The sequence below is a fragment of the Luteipulveratus mongoliensis genome (genome assembly GCF_001190945.1).
GTDB classification, from domain to species: Bacteria; Actinomycetota; Actinomycetes; order Actinomycetales; family Dermatophilaceae; genus Luteipulveratus; species Luteipulveratus mongoliensis.
Window position 1 is genome coordinate 630,096 of record NZ_CP011112.1, and the last position, 16,449, is coordinate 646,544.

General features: G+C 67.7%; 15 protein-coding genes. 9 read left to right on the plus strand and 6 right to left on the minus strand.

Annotation, left to right across the window (positions count from 1 at the left end; translation table 11 throughout):
* Window positions 1–30: 30 nt before the first annotated feature.
* Entirely contained in the window at window positions 31–3,891 is a 3,861-nt protein-coding gene (locus VV02_RS02945; protein ID WP_083450455.1) for a GH92 family glycosyl hydrolase, read from the minus strand.
* A 142-nt stretch (window positions 3,892–4,033) separates the two neighbouring features.
* Here VV02_RS02945 and VV02_RS02950 point away from each other — a divergent pair, with 142 nt between their 5' ends.
* Window positions 4,034–4,417 carry a VOC family protein gene (locus tag VV02_RS02950; protein ID WP_083449859.1) on the plus strand — a complete coding sequence of 128 codons (384 nt, stop codon included), beginning with the start codon at window positions 4,034–4,036 and terminating at the stop codon, window positions 4,415–4,417.
* A gap of 209 nt (window positions 4,418–4,626) precedes the next feature.
* Here the strand turns inward: VV02_RS02950 and VV02_RS02955 are convergent, their stop codons facing one another.
* Both VV02_RS02955 and VV02_RS02960 read right to left on the minus strand, forming a co-directional pair.
* Window positions 4,627–5,418 carry a GNAT family N-acetyltransferase gene (locus VV02_RS02955; protein WP_052589699.1) on the minus strand — a complete coding sequence of 264 codons (792 nt, stop codon included), beginning with the start codon at window positions 5,416–5,418 and terminating at the stop codon, window positions 4,627–4,629.
* Window positions 5,419–5,461: 43 nt separating this feature from the next.
* On the minus strand, window positions 5,462–6,088 hold the full coding sequence (locus VV02_RS02960; RefSeq protein ID WP_245632979.1) for a DinB family protein: 627 nt from the start codon (window positions 6,086–6,088) through the stop codon (window positions 5,462–5,464).
* 110 nt (window positions 6,089–6,198) lie between these two features.
* Here VV02_RS02960 and VV02_RS02965 point away from each other — a divergent pair, with 110 nt between their 5' ends.
* Both VV02_RS02965 and VV02_RS02970 read left to right on the plus strand, forming a co-directional pair.
* Window positions 6,199–6,996 (plus strand): DinB family protein, encoded by a 798-nt coding sequence (locus VV02_RS02965; RefSeq protein ID WP_052589703.1) that lies wholly within the window; start codon window positions 6,199–6,201, stop codon window positions 6,994–6,996.
* Between the two features lie 3 nt (window positions 6,997–6,999).
* Window positions 7,000–7,287, plus strand: a complete 288-nt coding sequence (locus tag VV02_RS02970; protein WP_052589705.1) for a DUF1905 domain-containing protein — start codon at window positions 7,000–7,002, stop codon at window positions 7,285–7,287.
* A gap of 1 nt (window position 7,288) precedes the next feature.
* On the opposite strand, the gene VV02_RS02975 is transcribed toward VV02_RS02970, so the two are convergent.
* Window positions 7,289–8,263: a helix-turn-helix transcriptional regulator gene (locus VV02_RS02975; RefSeq protein ID WP_052589707.1), complete on the minus strand. Its 975-nt coding sequence runs from the start codon at window positions 8,261–8,263 to the stop codon at window positions 7,289–7,291.
* A gap of 54 nt (window positions 8,264–8,317) precedes the next feature.
* Between VV02_RS02975 and VV02_RS02980 the strand changes: the two genes are divergently transcribed.
* The 6 genes from VV02_RS02980 (at window position 8,318) to VV02_RS03005 (ending at window position 14,059) form a co-directional block, all read left to right on the plus strand.
* Window positions 8,318–8,863, plus strand: coding sequence for a mycothiol transferase (locus tag VV02_RS02980; protein ID WP_052589708.1), 546 nt, complete (start codon window positions 8,318–8,320; stop codon window positions 8,861–8,863).
* A gap of 243 nt (window positions 8,864–9,106) precedes the next feature.
* Window positions 9,107–9,430: an ArsR/SmtB family transcription factor gene (locus tag VV02_RS02985; RefSeq protein ID WP_052589710.1), complete on the plus strand. Its 324-nt coding sequence runs from the start codon at window positions 9,107–9,109 to the stop codon at window positions 9,428–9,430.
* Window positions 9,427–9,915 carry an SRPBCC family protein gene (locus VV02_RS02990; protein WP_052589711.1) on the plus strand — a complete coding sequence of 163 codons (489 nt, stop codon included), beginning with the start codon at window positions 9,427–9,429 and terminating at the stop codon, window positions 9,913–9,915. The genes VV02_RS02985 and VV02_RS02990 overlap by 4 nt, the downstream gene beginning before the upstream one ends.
* Complete coding sequence (locus VV02_RS02995) at window positions 9,912–10,415, plus strand: DinB family protein (RefSeq protein WP_052589713.1); 504 nt, start codon at window positions 9,912–9,914, stop codon at window positions 10,413–10,415. Before VV02_RS02990 ends, VV02_RS02995 begins: the two co-directional genes overlap by 4 nt.
* 73 nt (window positions 10,416–10,488) lie before the next feature.
* Window positions 10,489–11,976: a flavin-containing monooxygenase gene (locus VV02_RS03000; protein WP_052589714.1), complete on the plus strand. Its 1,488-nt coding sequence runs from the start codon at window positions 10,489–10,491 to the stop codon at window positions 11,974–11,976.
* A 145-nt stretch (window positions 11,977–12,121) separates the two neighbouring features.
* The gene (locus VV02_RS03005; RefSeq protein ID WP_052589716.1) at window positions 12,122–14,059 is read left to right on the plus strand and encodes an elongation factor G; all 1,938 of its coding nucleotides are present in this window, start codon (window positions 12,122–12,124) and stop codon (window positions 14,057–14,059) included.
* Window positions 14,060–14,343: 284 nt separating this feature from the next.
* Here VV02_RS03005 and VV02_RS03010 read toward each other — a convergent pair whose 3' ends face one another.
* Window positions 14,344–15,318 carry a serine hydrolase domain-containing protein gene (locus VV02_RS03010; RefSeq protein ID WP_169787631.1) on the minus strand — a complete coding sequence of 325 codons (975 nt, stop codon included), beginning with the start codon at window positions 15,316–15,318 and terminating at the stop codon, window positions 14,344–14,346.
* Between the two features lie 20 nt (window positions 15,319–15,338).
* Window positions 15,339–16,433 carry a DNA glycosylase AlkZ-like family protein gene (locus VV02_RS03015; RefSeq protein WP_052589720.1) on the minus strand — a complete coding sequence of 365 codons (1,095 nt, stop codon included), beginning with the start codon at window positions 16,431–16,433 and terminating at the stop codon, window positions 15,339–15,341.
* Window positions 16,434–16,449: the final 16 nt, after the last annotated feature.

Consider the following 16,449-nt stretch of genomic DNA (forward strand, 5'->3'; position numbering starts at 1 on the left):
GCGCAACTCGAAGCCAGCTGATATCCGCCGTTACTCGAGGAGCTCGACCTCGGCGAGGGTTGGGGTGGCGGACGTGCTCTCGGTGACCACGAGCCGGTACTGCGAGTACTCACCCGGGCTCTTGATCTTGAACGGCCGCGTCTGGTTGCGCCACGTGAACGCCTGACCCGAGCGCTGGTCGACGGTCTTCCACGCCTTCCCGTCGGTCGACGCCTCGAGTCGCCAGGACTTCAGGTCGCCGGCCTTCGAACCCGAGGTGAGGGTGTACCAGGCGACGCGCTTCGGGTCGCCCGACAAGGCGTACGACACCGTCGGCGTCGCGCCCTCGAAGGTCACCTCCGTGGCCGACGTGTTGTCGAACAGCGTTGCGTGAGAAGGCGTTCCGAGCCCAGCGCCGGTGACGTCGGCCAAGGGCGCCGGCTTGGAGCCCACCTTCGTGGGCGTGGTCGGCGCGTCCTGCGGCCGGGTCCCGAACGATGATGGCTGACCGCCCATCGTGAAGTCGATGCTGGACGACTTCGCCAGCGCCGACTGACTGATGGAGAGCTTGTTCTGCGGCTTGCCGTTGACCGTGAGGCTCTGGACGTAGATGTTGCTGTCCGAGTTGCCCTTGGCGGTGACGACCAGGTTGCCCTGCGGCCGGCGCACGGTCATCTTCTCGAACTTCGGTGAGCCGATGGTCCAGTCGCCCGACCCGACCTGCAGCGGATAGATGCCGAGCGAGCTGAGGACGTACCAGGCCGACATCTCGCCGTTGTCCTCGTCGCCCGGGTAGCCCTGGCCGATGTCCTGACCGACGTAGAGCCGCTGCATGATCTCGCGGACCTTCTCGGCCGTCTTCGACGGAGCGCCCGCGTAGTTGTACATGTACGGGATGTGGTGCGAGACCTGGTTGCTCTGGCCCAGCTGTCCCATCCGTACGTCGCGCGCCTCGACCATCTCGTGGATCGTGCCGCCGTACGCGCCTGGCTTGTCAGCCTTCTCAGGCGTGCTGAAGAAGGTGTCGAGCTTGGACTTCAGCGCTGCCGGACCACCGAGGAGGGTCGCCAGACCGTTGCCGTCGTGCGGCGCGTGGAAGGCGAAGTTCCAGCCGTCCGTCTCGGTGTAAGGATCGCCCCACACCTCTGGATCGAACGTCGACGGGAAGTCACCGGACGGCGAACGGCTTTGCAGGAAGCCAGTTTTCGAGTTGAACACGTTGGAGTAGCTCGTCGATCGACGGAGGAAGTACTCGCTCTCCTCCGACAGCCGTTGGCGCTGCGCGGCCGGCGTGGCCGGGTCCTTCGCCAGACCGGCAGCCATGTTGCCGATGCCGTAGTCGTTGACGAATCCCTCGAGACCCCACGAGACGTTCTCGCCGGTGGACGAGTCCGTGTAGCCCTTGAAGATCGACGTCGTGATGCCCTTGCGCCCGACGGCGGCGTTCGGCGGTCGTACGGTCGCGTTGCGGAGGGCAGCGTCGTACGTGCTCATCGGGTCGGGCAGCTTCACACCCTTGAGGTACGCGTCGGCGAACGCGACGTCAGAGCTGGTGCCCGTCATCAGGTCCGCGTAGCCGGGGGAGGACCAGCGCGCCACCCATCCGCCGTCGCGGTACTGCTGGACGAAGCCGTCCACCAGCTCAGCCGCAACGTCGGGATACAAGAGCGTGTACGCCGGCCACACCGTCCGGTAGGTGTCCCAGAAGCCGTTGTTGACGTAGATCTTGCCGTTCTTGATCACCGCGTTGGTCTGCGTCGGGGTGGGCGAACCCGTCCGGGGCGCAACGGGACTCGCGTACTGATAGCGCGGCGAAGCGACAGTGCCGGTGTTCTCGAACTGACTGTTCGGGTAGAGGTTCAGTCGGTAGAGGTTGGAGTAGAGCGAGGTCAGGTCGGACTCGCGTGCACCCTTGACCTGAACGACGCCGAGCCGCTTGTTCCAGGCTGCCTTCGCCGACGCGTGAACCTGGTCGAACGAGCGGCCGAAGAGCTCGAGGGTGTGGTTCTTCTTCGCCTGGTCGAGCGAGATGAACGACGTCGACAGCCGCAGCACGACCTGCTTGCTGGTCGCGGTGTCGAACGATGCGTAGCGGGTGCCCGTGTGGCTGTCGGGTGCGGTGCCGGCACCGCTGGTCGCCCGGTCGAACTCGCCGTAGACGAACATCCGGCTGCGGCCCGCGGACAGGCCGCTGCCGTCATCGACCCAACCGGTGACGACCTTCGAGCCGGGCGTCACGGTGAACGAACCCTTGTCGCTCACCGTGTCGAGGATCAGCGACCCCTTGCTGGCGGACGACGGGAACGTGAAGCGGTAGACCCCACCGTGGTCGCCGGGTGCTGTCTCGGCAGTGATACCGCCGGCCAGCTCGGCCTTGTAGTAGTCCGGGCGCGCTACCTCGGTGGCGTGGTCGAACGCGAGGCCCCGCTTCGCCGGCTCGCCGGACGGGACTCCGGTCGCCAGCGACGGCATCACCGACAGCTGGTTGCGGTCACCCATCCAGGGGCTCGGTTCGTGCGAGATGGCCAGACCCTGGAGCACAGGCTTGTTGTCCGCGTTGTTCTCGGACTGGTAGCTGTACTCCCACGAGCTGGAGTCGGCGTCCGTGACCGGAGTGAAGAAGGTGAAGCCGTTGGGGACAGCCGAGATCGGCAGGTTGTTGCCTCGGGAGAACGAGCCCGACGAGTTGGTACCACGGCGCACGTCCACGTAGTTCGTCAGGTCCGAGCTGTCGATAGCAGGCGGATTGCCTTGCACCGCAATGTCATCCAGCCACCCCGCGAACCGCGTCTTGTCCGTCGCCTTGCCGTTGTCGTAGCCGACGAGGATGCGGTCGATGGTCTTGCCTGCCGCCACTGTGCCGATGTCGACGCGGACGGAGTTCCACTGGTTGGCGTACAGCTTCTTGGCCTTGCCCTGACCGCTCGGCGAGGTCGCCATGCCGTGGTCGTCGAGGGCGTTGAGGTCCGACAGGTACGTCCCGTCGGTGAAGTGCAGGTCGACGGCGGCGTACGTCGACGGGTAGGTCAGGTCGTCGCTCACCATGTCCGCAAAGAGCTTGTAGCTCAAGCGAGTTCGCGGTCCGACAGGGATCTTGACGTCGTACAGCTTGTTCCATGCGTACCCGCGACCCGCGGCCGTGTGGCTGCCGCCGAAGCGCAGCGCCTTGACCCCGGTCCAGCCTGCGCCGGGCTTGATGTTGTAGCCGGAGATCGGTCCGTTGCCGACCTTGCTGACCATGGGGGTGTCGGCCGGCTGCTCGGTCGATCCGTCCGACAGCGTCCAGTCCGCAAGCTGCACGATCGACGCACCGGCGTTGGCAGTGATGTTGAGCCGGTAGTGCTGGTACTCAACGGGACTCGCGATCGTCACGGTCTTGGTCGCGAAGCGTGAGGGAAAGGAGAATCCCGTCTGCTTGTCCAGGTCGACCCAGGTCTTGCCGTCGGTCGAGCCCTGCAGCGCGAAGTCCCGCGGGTCCCGCGTGGGCGCGTCGTTGGCAGAGGTGAGGCTGTAGGTGACGGCCTTGACCGGCTTGGTCATGTCGTACTGGACCCAGCCGGTGGTCGCGAACGCGAGCCACTTGGTGTTGCCGTCGCCGTCGGTGAGGTTGCCGGCCGCCTCGTTGGGTGCGTTCTCATCGCTCGCGGTGACCTTGTCGACCTCGCCCATCAGGCTGCCCGGCGGGTAGAGCGCGCCGATCACATTGGACTGGCGCGGCTTGCCGTTCGACCCGACGTCCACCGTGGACTCCGCGGGCTGCGGCTGGCCCGCCTCGAACGACGTCGAGAAGTCACCCGGTGTCGCAGCATGGGAAGGCGGTGCGGCGCCCAGCATCAGTCCTGCGGTGATCATGGCGAAGACCGTCACTGCTCCGATCGTGGCTGTCAACGTGCGCCTGGCTCCTGAACGCATGGCCGTCCACCTCTGCGGGGTCTCGACACCTCGAACGACGTCGTTCGAGAGTCCAGACTGGCCGATCACGAGCGGGCACAGGGATCTACGCCCCGACCTCGCGTTCCGAGTGAATGTCAGACCCGGTGCCTAGCGTCGCGCCATGGCAACGAATTGGACACTGGGTTGTGATGCGAACGACCCGCAACGAGTGGCTGAGTTCTGGGCGTTGGCGCTTGGCTACATCTTCGAGCCGGGATATGACAACCCGGAGTGCGCCTCGCTCATCGACCCGGACAACGTCGGTCCGGCGATCGGTTTCCTCCGGGTGCCAGAGGGCAAGTCAGCAAAGAACCGAATGCACATCGACATCCGGGTCGCGGGCGAGGAGCCGTGGGACCTGATTGAACGAGCGCAGCTCATCCGGGCCAAGGTGCCCGAGCTCGTCGCCGCTGGCGCCTCCGTCGTCCGGGAGGAGTCGGACGACGGAGTGCTGGATCACGTCGTGATGCTTGATCCGGAGGGCAACGAGTTCTGTGTCGCGTGAACGCGGTCAGAGGCCGTTGAAGGCCCCTGACCACACGTCGTCAGGCGACTTGCCAGGCACGTACTCGCCGCCGGCCATCTCGGTGATGAGGCACATCCGGTCGGCAGGTGGATGCAGGTGGCCATGGTGCTCCTTGGGTGTGTCGGGTGGTTACACCCGTGGGACGAGACAGCCCCACAACCTGTGACATCGGACCCGCGACGCGTTCCTCAGCGGCGCCAGACGTACGGCGTCGTCTCGGACACCTTGACCAGGCCGGACTTCTCGAGGATGGGCCGGGAGAACTCCGTGGAGTCGCTGTTCATCAGGGTCTTGCCGCTGGCCAGTGCCGAGCGAGCGCGGGCGGCGGTGAGCGCGCGATAGATGCCGCGACCACGCCACTCCTTGAGGGTGGCGCCACCCCAGATCCCGGCGAAGGTCGTGCCGGCCACGGGCTCGAGCCGTCCCGCGCTCACCATCTCGCCGTCGGCCTCGGCGACCCACAGCTCCATACCGTCATCGAGCGACAGGCGCCGCAGCAGCGCCTTCGCCATCTCGTCCGCGATGGGCTCCGGCTCGTCGAAGGCGATATCGAGCATCGCGGTCATGGCGTGGACGTCGGTCTCGCTGGTCACGGTGCGCAGCGTGACACCGTCTGGCAGTGGCACCTCGACATCGAGCGCGCGGGCCTCACCGATCATGATCGACTCGGTCTCGTCGGGCACGAAGCCACGGCCCATGAGTGCTTCGTAGAGGCCGGGTGCGTGGTCGTGCGCACGGGTCTTCCACTCCACGCGCTCGATCTCAGCGTCCTGCTTGTAGTGCTCCAGCGCACCGTCGATCCAGGTCTCGATGGTCGGAGCGTCGGCGCCGTCGAGGTTCTCGTAGGTCACGAACCCGCGGCCGCCCGCGAACGTCACCAGCCGCAGCGGGCCCAACCGGGTCGTGTCGATCGCGCTGGGTGTCTCGGCATCGGTGCGGAGCTGTTCGTCGTATGCCTTCAGGAGGTCGCTCGTAGTCATCACGAGGCGACATCCTGGCACCGCGGTGAAGCGGTCCGCGAGGTCATTTCGCGGGCGTCGCCTCGTCGCTATCGGTCGGTGCGTGGTCTGGGTCGGCGGCGCGCGCGACCTGCTCGAGCTTGGTGCGGTACGCCGCCCAGCCGGCCTCGTCGTACTCCGGCAGGTTGGAGTTGTTGGCGCTCATGCCGGTGGCGCCGTCGACGCTCTCGCGCAGGATGTCGACGTGTCCGGCGTGCCGGTTGGTCTCGGCGAGGACGTGGACGAGCATCTGGTGCAAGGTCACGTCGTGGTCGTCACCCCACCACGGCACCTGTCCCGGCGCGTCCAGGGGAAGCGCCTCGATGGTGGCGTCCGCGTGCTCGCCGACTCGGCGGTAGAGGTCGACGATCTGCTCGCGCGTCTCGTCCTCGGTCGCCCAGGCGTCAGCCTGCGGGTCGTCCTCGTCGTCCCACCACGGCAGGTCCTCGGGAAACGGCCGTTCGAAGGTCTTGCCGAGGTACCAGGCCTCGACGATCGACAGGTGCTTGATGAGCCCAACCAGGTTGGTGCCGGTGGGCGCTAGAGGCCGGCGGGCGTCGTACTCCGAGATGCCCTGAACCTTCCAGATCAGGGCGGCGCGGACCTCGCGGAGGTAGCGGTGCAGGACCTTCTTCGCGTCAGCTTCATTCACGGGCACGACTGTGTCAGCGCCGACCCGCATGTGCGAAGCCTTTTCCGGGCGCGGCGGATCGGACACAATCCGGAAGCCACTCGTCCGGAAGCGGGGCTACCGTCGGCGACATGGCTGAGGAATTCGTCGAGAAGGACATGGACGGCGCGCGGTTCGAGCAGGTGATGATGCGGGAGGCGCGATTCAGTCACGTCGACCTGAGTCGGTCGCATCTCCAAGGGGTCGACCTGACCGGCGCGGTGCTGGAGGGCGTGGACCTGATCGACGTGAAGGTGTTCGGCGACGTCGACGGTCTGGTCATCAACGACGTCGAGGTCGCGCCGTTGATCACCGCCGAGCTCGACCGTCGCGACCCGGGTCGGGTCAAGATGCGCGCGACGGACCCGGACGGCTTCCGCGAGGCATGGGATCTCCTCGAGCGACTGTGGGACGAAACTGTCACGCGTGCAAGGGGATTCGAGCCCGAGCAGCTGCACGAGTCGGTCAACGGCGAGTGGTCGTTCATCGAGACGCTGCGGCACCTGCCCTTCGCGACCGACGCCTGGATCCGGCGCGGCGTCCTCGGTGACCCGAGCCCATGGCACCCGCTCGATCTGCCGTGGGATCAGATGCCGGACATCCCGGGCATCCCCAGAGACCGCGAGGCCCGGCCGACACTCGACGAGGTGCTGGTCCTGCGCAAGGACCGGATGGCCACCATGCGCAAGATGGTCGACGGCCTCACCGACGAGCAGCTGGCCGGCCACACGCCCGCCGCCTCCGGTCCGGGCTGGCCGCCCGAGTCGAGCAGCTTCCCAGTCAAGAACTGCCTCCGCACCATCCTCAACGAGGAGTGGGAGCACCGCCGCTTCGCCGAGCGCGACCTCGACATCATCGAGTCGAGTTCGGCTGCAGCAGAACAGGACTGACCGATGGACCTCGAGTTCTCCGGGGAGATCTGGTACTGGCGAGGACCGTCGCCCTACCACTTCGTCAGCGTGCCCGAGCAGCACTGCGACTACCTGCGGGCCGAGGGTGCCTACGTGACGTACGGCTGGGGCATGATCCCCGTGACCGTCCAGATCGGCGACCAGGAGTGGACGACGTCGCTGTGGCCCAAGGACGGCGGCTACGTCGTGCCGGTGAAGGACGCGATCCGCAACGCCGAGCAGCTCGACAAGGGTGACGAGGTCGTCGTACGACTGAGCATCCGCGGGTGAGCTAGTGCGGATCCGCGTCGGGAGGCTCACAGGCGTACGTCAGCCGCTGCGCGAGAGTGCGGGTGGCCTCGACCAGCTCGGGTGACCCGAGCACCTTATATCGGAACGGGATCGCGGTGAGTAGTGAGGCGTACCAGTCAGGTTCGTCGGTCGAGCCGATGAGGCGAGTGTGCTCATCATCGATCGGCTCGCAGCGACCGCGACTCTTGGCGATCCACTTCTGGACCTGCTCCGCGGGCGCCTCGATGACGACCTCGACCTTGTGTGACCAGCCGATCGCCAGGTGCTCCTCGAGTGCCTCAACCGGGTCGAGGTCAGCGGGTGCTTCGAAGGTCTCGGGCAGGACGTCGACGGTCTGTACCCGGTCGACCCGCAGGACCCGACGCGCGTGCTTCATGTGTGACCAGCACAGGAGATACCAGCGGCCATGGCGTACGACGACCGCCCACGGGTCGAGGTGCATCTCGCGTGGGGCGTCGCGGCCCAGGTCGTAGCCGATCCGCACGGCGTGCTGGGAGGCGGACGCCTGGACCAGCGCAGCCGTGATGTCGGGCGCGGGTGTCGGGGCGGACGGGGCGCGCCCGCCTGCCCGCACCTGGCTGAAGGCGGCGGCTGGCTGGGCGACCGCGTCGGGCAGCACGCGCATGATCTTGCCGAGCGCGCTGTTGACCGGCTCGGACGGCGATGCCGGCTGGTGGTAGCCGTCGAGCACGGCCATGACCAGCGAGAGCGCCTCGGTCTCGGTGAACATCAACGGTGGCACCCGTGCCCCGCGCCCGATCCGGTAGCCGCCGTAACGGCCGCGCGTCGACTCGACCGGAATACCCGCCTCGCGCAGGATGCCGACATAGCGCCGCACGGCTCGCTCGGTGACGTGCAGCCGGTCGGACAGCCGCTCGGCGGTGATGCCGGGGGAGTTCTGGATCATCTCGAGCAGCATCAGCGCCCGAGCGGTCGGGCTCTCGTCGGCCGTCATGGTCCTCCCTCATTCCGGAAGCCGAGTGTCCGGAAGCCACCGTAGCGTCGCGGTATGACAGACGAGACGCTCCCGATCGAAGCACCCGCCGCAGGCACCGAGGTCGAGACCCTGCTGGGTTCCTTGGAACGCCAACGCCGCATCTTCGCGTGGAAGGCCGGAGGCCTGGATGCTGCGGGCATGCAGGCGACGGTCGGCGCGTCGACCATGACGCTCGGTGGGCTGGTCAAGCACCTCACGCTCGTCGAGGACGACTACTCGGCCCGACGGCTGCGCGGCGGCGAGCTCGACGCGCCGTGGGACGCGATCGACTGGGACGCCGACCCCAACTGGGAGTGGCGGACGGCGGCCGATGACACTCCCGAGCAGCTGATGACGCTCTGGAGCGACGCAGCCGGACGTACGCGTACGGCCGTGTCGGAGGCGCTCGCGGACGGCGGCCTCGACTGGCTGTCGCCACTCACCTCATCTGACGGCAGCTCGCGGAGCCTGCGTCGGACCCTGATCGACCTGATCGAGGAGTACGCCCGGCACGCCGGTCACGCAGACCTGATCCGGGAGTCGGTCGACGGGCTGGTCGGCGAGGACCCGCCCCGCTGATAGCGATGAAGACCTACGGGGTAACGCCGGTCGAGTAGGCGAGCCCCCAAGGGCGAGCCGTATCGAGACCAAGGTGCACGCGGTCGCGAGGTCTCGATACGCCTCCGCTGGCGCTCCGGCTACTCGACCAGCGGTGGGGCTGGCGCTCCGGCTACTCGACCAGCGGTGGGGCTGGCGCTCCGGCTACTCGACCAGCGGATGCGTACCCTTGCGGGTACGTACCAATATGGGTACGTTCATCGCATGGACGCTGTCATGCACGCACTCTCCGACTCCAGCCGGCGCACGGTGCTGGACGCGCTCGAGCAGGGAGACGCCACCGTCAACGAGCTCGCCGCCCTGCTGCCGATCGCCCGCCCGGGCGTCTCGCGGCACCTCCGGGTGCTGCGCGAGGCGGGGCTGGTCGAGGTGCGACCCGAGGCGCAGCGACGCGTCTACTCGTTGCGCCCCGAGCCGCTCGCTGAGGTGGACGACTGGCTCGGGCGCTATCGATCGCGATGGGAGCAGCACCTCGGCGCCCTGCACACCGAGGTCGCCCGCGGTCGCAAGCAGAGGAGCGCGCGATGAACCGGCTGCTCGGGTCCGTCCGCACCGTCGAGGGCAAGGCCGTCGTACGGATGGAAGACGTCTACGGGACCGACATCGACGACCTCTGGTCCGCGCTGATCGACCCGGATCGGTTGGCGCGCTGGGTCGCTCGGGTCGACGGCGACCTGCGGCTGGGCGGGATGTTCGAGGCGAGCTTCACCAGCGGTTGGGAGGGTCCGGGCCGCGTCGACGTGTGCGAGCCGCCGCATCGCCTGCTGGTGACCATGTCTCCCGGGCAGGACGACTCGACGGTGATCGAGGTCGAGCTGACACCGGTCGGTGACGAGACCCGGATGGTGCTGGAGGAGCGCGGGCTCCCGATCGAGCACGGGCCGGGTCACGGTGCCGGCTGGCAGGCGCACGTCGAAGATCTCGCGGCGTACCTCGCCGGTCGCCCGACCGCGGACTGGCACACCCGCTGGACCGAGCTGAGCCCGGCGTACAAGGAAGACGGCGCGCGATGAGCACCACGACGACGTACGTCGACGCTGAGTTTGCAGGTCTCGCAACGTTTCTCACCGCTCAGCGCGAGAGCGTCCTCGCCATCGTCGAGGGACTCGATGAGGCCGCCCTGCGGAAGGCGGTCGTGCCGAGTGGGTGGACACCGCTGGGCATGGTCGAGCACCTGTGCGGTGCCGAGCGCTACTGGTTCCAGCATGTCGTGCGAGGTCAGATGGACCCGCGCCCGTGGCCACCGAGCGACGAGGATGCCTTCGTCAGTGAGCAACCTGTCGAGGCGGTCATGGCGTTCTACCGCGCGACGTGCACGCTGTCCGACGAGATCATGCGTGCGACCTCACTCGAGGCCCGGCCGGTCGGAGAGCCCCATCCGGACCTGGCCCACTACGCGGCCGACGTACGCACCGTGGTGCTGCACATGATCGAGGAGACCGCGCGCCATGCCGGCCACCTCGACATCGCGCGCGAGCTGCTCGACGGCAGCACCGGGCTCGGGCCGCGTTAGACTCGTTCATACATTCTGAATGATTGGGCGCTACGATGCAGTGACCAGACCCGGCACCGCAAGGAGTGGCTTGATGACGACTGGACCCGACGTGACGGCAGTGATCATCGGAGCGGGCTTCGGCGGCATGGGCATGGCAATTCAGCTGCAGCGCCTGGGAATCGAGGACTTCGTCATCCTCGACCGGGCGGACGACCTGGGCGGGACATGGCAGGCCAACACCTACCCGGGCGTCGCGGTCGACATCGTCTCCAGCGTCTACTCGTTCTCCTTCGAGCCGAACCCGTACTGGTCCCGGACGTACGCGCCGGGCAGCGAGATCGTCGACTACGCCCGCACGATCGCCGACAAGTACGACCTCAAGCGGCGGATGCAGTTCGGCCGATCGGTGACCAGCGCGGCGTACGACGAAGACGCTCGTCAATGGACCGTGCGGGCCGAGGGTGGGCCACCGATCACAGCGACCTACCTGATCGTGGCGACCGGATACCTGTCCCAGCCGCGGCTACCGGACATCGAGGGCATCGAGTCGTTCGAGGGCAAGATCATCCACACCTCGGCCTGGGACCACGACCACGATCTCGAGGGCGAGCGGATCGCGGCGATCGGCACGGGCGCCAGCGCAGTCCAGCTGCTGCCCGAGATCGCACCGGCAGCAGGACATCTCACGGTCTACCAGCGCACACCCATCTGGGTGACGCCGAAGAGCGACCACGCCGTCCCGGCCGAGACGCAGGATCGCTACGCCTCTCGGCCCGCGGTCCAGCGGGCGGTCCGCGCCAAGGAGCACCTGAGGCTCGAGGTGATGCTGTTCGCGGGGGTGCTGCACAACAAGCAGATGCCGTGGCTCGCCAAGCCTGCCACCGACGCGGCGCTGGCGCATCTCAAGCGCCAGGTGAAGGACAAGGAGCTGCGCGAAAAGCTCACTCCCTCATATGGATTCGGTTGCAAGCGGCCGACCTTCTCGAACGCCTACCTCAAGATGTTCAACCGGGACAACGTCACCCTCGAGACCACGCCGATCGCGAGGATCACCCCGACCGGAATCGTGACCTCCGACGGGGAGGAGCGCGAGATCGACACCCTCGTGCTGGCCACCGGGTTCAGCCTGTGGGAGCAGAACTTCCCCGCGTTCTCGATCACTGGTCGCGACGGGCAGGACCTCGGGCGCACCTGGAGGGAGAGCCGATTCGAGTCGTACGAGGGCATCACCGTGGCGGGATACCCGAACCTTCTCCTGCAGCCGGCGCCGTACTCCTACACCGGTCTGTCCTACTTCGATGCGCTGGAGATCCAGATGGCGCACGTCGAGCGGCTGTTCAGGGCGATGCGCCGTCAGGGGGCGAGCGGGTTCGAGCCGACCGCCGGCGCGCAGGAGAAGTTCGTCCGCCGGATGCGCGCCCGGGTGTCGCACTCGGTGTGGGCGCGCTCGATCTGCAACGGCGCCAACAGCTACTACTTCAACCCGCACGGTGAGGCGACGCTGCTGCGTCCGCTGACCGCTCGCGCGGGAATGCGGGCGGCACGTCGATTCGACGTCAGCGACTACCAGCTGACCTGAGGCAACAAAACCAGTTGTCGGGATGTACGTCTGCGACCTAGCGTCGCGAGGAGGGCAGCCCGCCCTCGTCATGCTCATCGAAGGGACCCGGTCATGCGTCGACTCGTCATGAACTCCGCCACCCACGCGATGAAGGACATGACGATTGGCACCCGCCCTCAACCTCGGCGTACTCGCACATGTTGACGCCGGCAAGACCAGCCTGACCGAACGCCTGCTGCACGCGGCCGGCGCAATCGATGCTGTCGGCGCCGTCGATGCCGGCAGCACGCACACCGACACGATGGCGCTCGAGCGTGAGCGCGGCATCACGATTCGAGCGGCCGTGGTCTCGTGCACGGTCGACGGCACGACGATCAACGTCGTCGACACCCCGGGCCACGCCGAGTTCATCGCCGAGGTCGAGCGCAGCCTCGCTGTCCTCGACGGCGCCGTGCTGGTGATCTCGGCGGTCGAAGGCATCCAGCCCCAGACGCGGGTCCTGCTGCGCACCCTGCGACGCATCGGGTTGCCCACGATCATCTTCGTCAACAAGATCGATCGAGCGGGTGCGCGGAGCCACGAGCTGGTCGATCAGCTCCAGGCCGAGCTCGAGGTCAATGCGGTCGCCGTTCAGTCGCCGTCCGGCCTCGGCGCACCGGATGCCTGTAGCCGTTCGCTGAACGTCAATGATGCCAACGGAATTGAGCGCCTAGCAGAGGCGGTAGGCGACGACGGGATCGCGGCGTATGTCGACCGTGGCCCCGCTTCCCTCGCGGACCTGTCCGCGCTTGCCGAGCGCCGAACGAGGGCAGGTGAGCTGTCGCCGGTGTTCTTCGGCTCGGCGGTCACCGGCGCTGGTGTCGAAGAGCTGCTGCACGCGATCCCGCGCTGGCTCCCGTCCAGCATCAGCTCCAGCACTGAGTCCTCCGGTGTGGTGTTCGCGATCGAGCACGAGCCGCACACGCCCAAGCGCGCGGTCGTCCGGATGTACGGCGGCAGCCTCACTCAACGGCAGCGCGTCCCGATGGCCCGGGGCGCCGACAAAGCGAAGACCGCGAGAGTCACTGGACTCTCAGTGTTTGCAGACGGACTCGTGCATGCGGCCGACTCGGTGGATGCCGGCCGCATCGCCCTGGTGGCGGGGTGGGACGACGTTCGGGTGGGCGATCACTTCGGCACGCTTCCGAGCGGTGCGCAGGGCAGCCTGTTCGCCGCGCCATCGATCGAGGTGGTCGCTGAACCCATCGGCGGGGACGCCACCGACCTGTACGCCGCCCTCGACCGGCTCGCCGAGCGCGACCCACTCATCGCGTTGCGACGCATCGACGGGGAGATCAGAATCGCGTTGTACGGCGAGGTGCAGCGCGAGGTGATCCTGGAGACGCTGCGGCGGGATTTCGGTGTGGCAGCACGGTTCTCGGCGTCGAGGCCGGTCTATGTGGAGCGGCTCACCGGGACCGGCGAGGGTCTTGAGGCCCTGGGTCAGGGCGCGCCCTACCCCGCCACTCTCGGACTGCGGGTGAGTCCCGCACCGCCCGGCACCGGCGTACGACTGAGCCTGGAGGTCGAACGCGGCTCGCTGCTGCGTCCCTACTGGGCGGGCATCAGGACGGCGGTGAATCAGTCGCTGCGCGCCGGGCCGCACGGGTGGGCGGTGCCCGACTGCGACATCGCCATCACCCACAGCGGGTACGCGGCGCCGGTGACGACGGCGGCGCACTTCAGGCAGCTGACACCGCTGGTGCTGGCCGAAGCGCTGACCGCGGCCGGGACCGTGGTCTGCGAGCCGTTGCACACCTTCGAGATCGACGTCCCGACCGAGGGGCTGAGCGATGCATCGGCCCTGGTCGGCCTTCATCGCGGTCGGGTCGACGGCACCCAGGTGCTCGCCGGCCGGTCACTGGTCGCGGGAGTGCTGCCCGCGGAGCAGGTGCACGAGGTCCAGGCGCGGATACCCGCCATCGCGCACGGCGAGGCGACGTTCGTCAGTCGAGCCGAAGGTTTCGCTCCCGTGCGCGGGACGCCTCCCAGGCGGGCGCGTACAGACCTCGACCCGTACGACCGCACCGAGTACGTCCGTCGAGTCGCCCGCGGCGCCTGACCAGACGCTGGTCGAGTAGGCGAGCCACCCCCGCCGGTCGAGTAGGCGAGCCACCCCCGCCGGTCGAGTAGGAGAGCCCACCCCCGCCGGTCGAGTAGGAGAGCCCACCCCCGCCGGTCGAGTAGGCGACCCCACCCCCGCCGGTCGAGTAGGCGAGCCCCCAGGGGCGAGCCGTATCGAGACCAGGTGCGCGCGGTCACGGGGTCTCGATACGCCTCCGCTAACGCTCCGGCTACTCGACCAGCGGAGAGGGGCTGGCGCTCCGGCTACTCGACCAGCGGTGGTCAGGCAGCGAAGGCGTCGAGGTCCTTGGCGATGTCGTCGCCGGTGTGCGGTTGCTGCAGGGCGCTGACGGCGTGCGCCAGGGTGGGGAGCGCGTCCTCGTGATTCGCCAGTCCGACGGCGACGAACTCGTCCTCAGGCACAGCAAGCAGGACGGCGCGAAAACCGGTGAGCCGACCGTTGACGTACATCTGACCTGACGGACCGATCGCCCAGCCGAGGCCGTACGTCGTGGTCGACGACTCGGGCGTGCGCGGCTCACGGGTCGCCGCGAGCAGCGCCTCGTCGGCGAGGAGCCGCTCACCGACCTGCAACAGATCAGTGGCCGTCGACCACAGGCCACCGCTCGGTCGGCGCGACCGTGGGTAGTCGGCATCGGTCACCGCGGCGTCGCCCTCGTGTCCGAGTGCTGCGCCGTCCGGAGTCGCGAAGCCGGTCGCGGTCAGCCCCCACGGCTTGAGCACGTGCTGCTGCAAAGCGTCCTCGTACGACGACCCGGCCAGTCGGGCGAGGGCGGCGCCGGCCAGGAAGTAGTTGCCGTTGTAGTACGACCACCGCTCACCGGGCGCTTCGTCGCGTCCGGCCTCGATCACCAGACGGGCAGCGGAGGCGAGCGCGTCATCGCCGTCGCCGAGCGCGGCTACCGCGTCCGAGTCGACCGACTCCCGCAGGCCGGACACCTGGGCCAGCAGGTCGGCCAGCGTGAGTCGCGTTGCTGCGCGCGAGATGGCGACCAGCTCAGGCATCAGCTCGGCGAGCGGCTCGTCCAGCGACCGTCCTGCTGCGCGGGCCGTGAGCACGGTCGCTGCTGACGTGAGCGTCTTGGTCAGGGAGGCGATCCGGAAAGGCGTCTCTGGTGTCACCGACGTGCCGCTGTCGCGGTCGGTGACACCGGCCACTTCAACCTTGTGCTGACCTTTGGTCGAGGTGGCGAGGACGGCTCCGGGCGCGGCGATGGCGCTGATCAGCTCTTGCACCGGACCATCCAAGCAAGTTGTCAGGCGCCGGTGTTGCCTGTCTCGGAGATCGTCGTCACACCGACCCAATCCGCAAGGGCTTCGATCTCAGTACGCACCGCTTTGGTCATTGCCTCGGTGAAGCGAACATCCTGGTGAATTGCGTTGAGCTGCAACGTCTTTCCCTTCCGGTCGACCTTCGCGTCGACTTTGCCGACGAGGCGATCACTGTGAAGGATTGGGAGCGCAAAATATCCCCATCGACGTTTGTCCGCGGGCTTGTACATCTCCAAGGTGTATTCGAAGTCGAACAGCTGGAGCGCTCGGGTGCGGTCGTGGCTCAAGCGGTCGAAGGGTGACAGCAACGCCGTACGCCCCTCGAAGGGCTGGTTCAGAGCGGCCGGGTCGACGCGCCACTCGCCGGGCAGTCCCTCGACCTCGGCGGGCTCGCCGGCGTCGCCGACAATGGCCGGCTCGACCGGCACCGCTGTTCCTTTACCCCGAGCGATTCCGAGTGCACGCAGCCGTCGCTCGTCTTTGATCTGCTTCGCCTCCTCGGGCGTGTACGTCGGCAGGTCGGCGGGATAGACCCGCTCGGCGAGATCCCAGATCCGTTGTTTGCCGTCACGACCGGTGATGGCTACGTCGCCGAGATCACCCATGGCCTCGAGCATCCGGGTCACGTTGCGGTCGTTGGTCCAACCCGTGGATTGCCAGGTGACCTTGCTGGTGTCAGGGATGTCGCGTGACAGCAACGGACCTTCTTGGCCCAGCCGTTCGAGAATGTCTCGACGGAAGGCCTTGTTGTCCTGCACCCACTGCTTGAGCCGCTCCCACTCCGGCTCGTCGTGCAGGTAGAGGCCGATGTCCTCCATCGGTCGGATCAACGCGCTGATCTCGACGAGCTTTCGATCCTGGATCGCCTGAGTGAGGTGAGCGGGGTCGTACGCCGAACCCAGCCTGGTCCACGAGACCAGGTGGGCGTTGGGCGCGATGGCCGCGGTCGGGTCGATCTGCAGCAGCGTCAGATGGCGTACGGCCTCGACCAGGCCGGTCGGCCGTGGCGCATCGAGCAGCTGCGCTCGGATCGCGATCTGGCGGGCTTGGGTCCGAGTCAGGTGATGAACGGCAGCCATGCTCGGAGCGTAGTGA

What these genes read in the sequence shown, in the direction of transcription:
- VV02_RS03000 (WP_052589714.1), top strand. Translation starts at nt 10,489, where the DNA reads ATGACGACTGGACCCGACGTGACGGCAGTGATCATCGGAGCGGGCTTC.
- VV02_RS02980 (WP_052589708.1), top strand. Translation starts at nt 8,318, where the DNA reads ATGACAGACGAGACGCTCCCGATCGAAGCACCCGCCGCAGGCACCGAG.
- VV02_RS02950 (WP_083449859.1), top strand. Translation starts at nt 4,034, where the DNA reads ATGGCAACGAATTGGACACTGGGTTGTGATGCGAACGACCCGCAACGA.
- VV02_RS03015 (WP_052589720.1), bottom strand. Translation starts at nt 16,433, where the DNA reads ATGGCTGCCGTTCATCACCTGACTCGGACCCAAGCCCGCCAGATCGCG.
- VV02_RS02990 (WP_052589711.1), top strand. Translation starts at nt 9,427, where the DNA reads ATGAACCGGCTGCTCGGGTCCGTCCGCACCGTCGAGGGCAAGGCCGTC.
- VV02_RS02970 (WP_052589705.1), top strand. Translation starts at nt 7,000, where the DNA reads ATGGACCTCGAGTTCTCCGGGGAGATCTGGTACTGGCGAGGACCGTCG.
- VV02_RS02955 (WP_052589699.1), bottom strand. Translation starts at nt 5,418, where the DNA reads ATGACTACGAGCGACCTCCTGAAGGCATACGACGAACAGCTCCGCACC.
- VV02_RS02985 (WP_052589710.1), top strand. Translation starts at nt 9,107, where the DNA reads ATGGACGCTGTCATGCACGCACTCTCCGACTCCAGCCGGCGCACGGTG.
- VV02_RS02995 (WP_052589713.1), top strand. Translation starts at nt 9,912, where the DNA reads ATGAGCACCACGACGACGTACGTCGACGCTGAGTTTGCAGGTCTCGCA.
- VV02_RS02945 (WP_083450455.1), bottom strand. Translation starts at nt 3,891, where the DNA reads ATGCGTTCAGGAGCCAGGCGCACGTTGACAGCCACGATCGGAGCAGTG.
- VV02_RS02975 (WP_052589707.1), bottom strand. Translation starts at nt 8,263, where the DNA reads ATGACGGCCGACGAGAGCCCGACCGCTCGGGCGCTGATGCTGCTCGAG.
- VV02_RS02965 (WP_052589703.1), top strand. Translation starts at nt 6,199, where the DNA reads ATGGCTGAGGAATTCGTCGAGAAGGACATGGACGGCGCGCGGTTCGAG.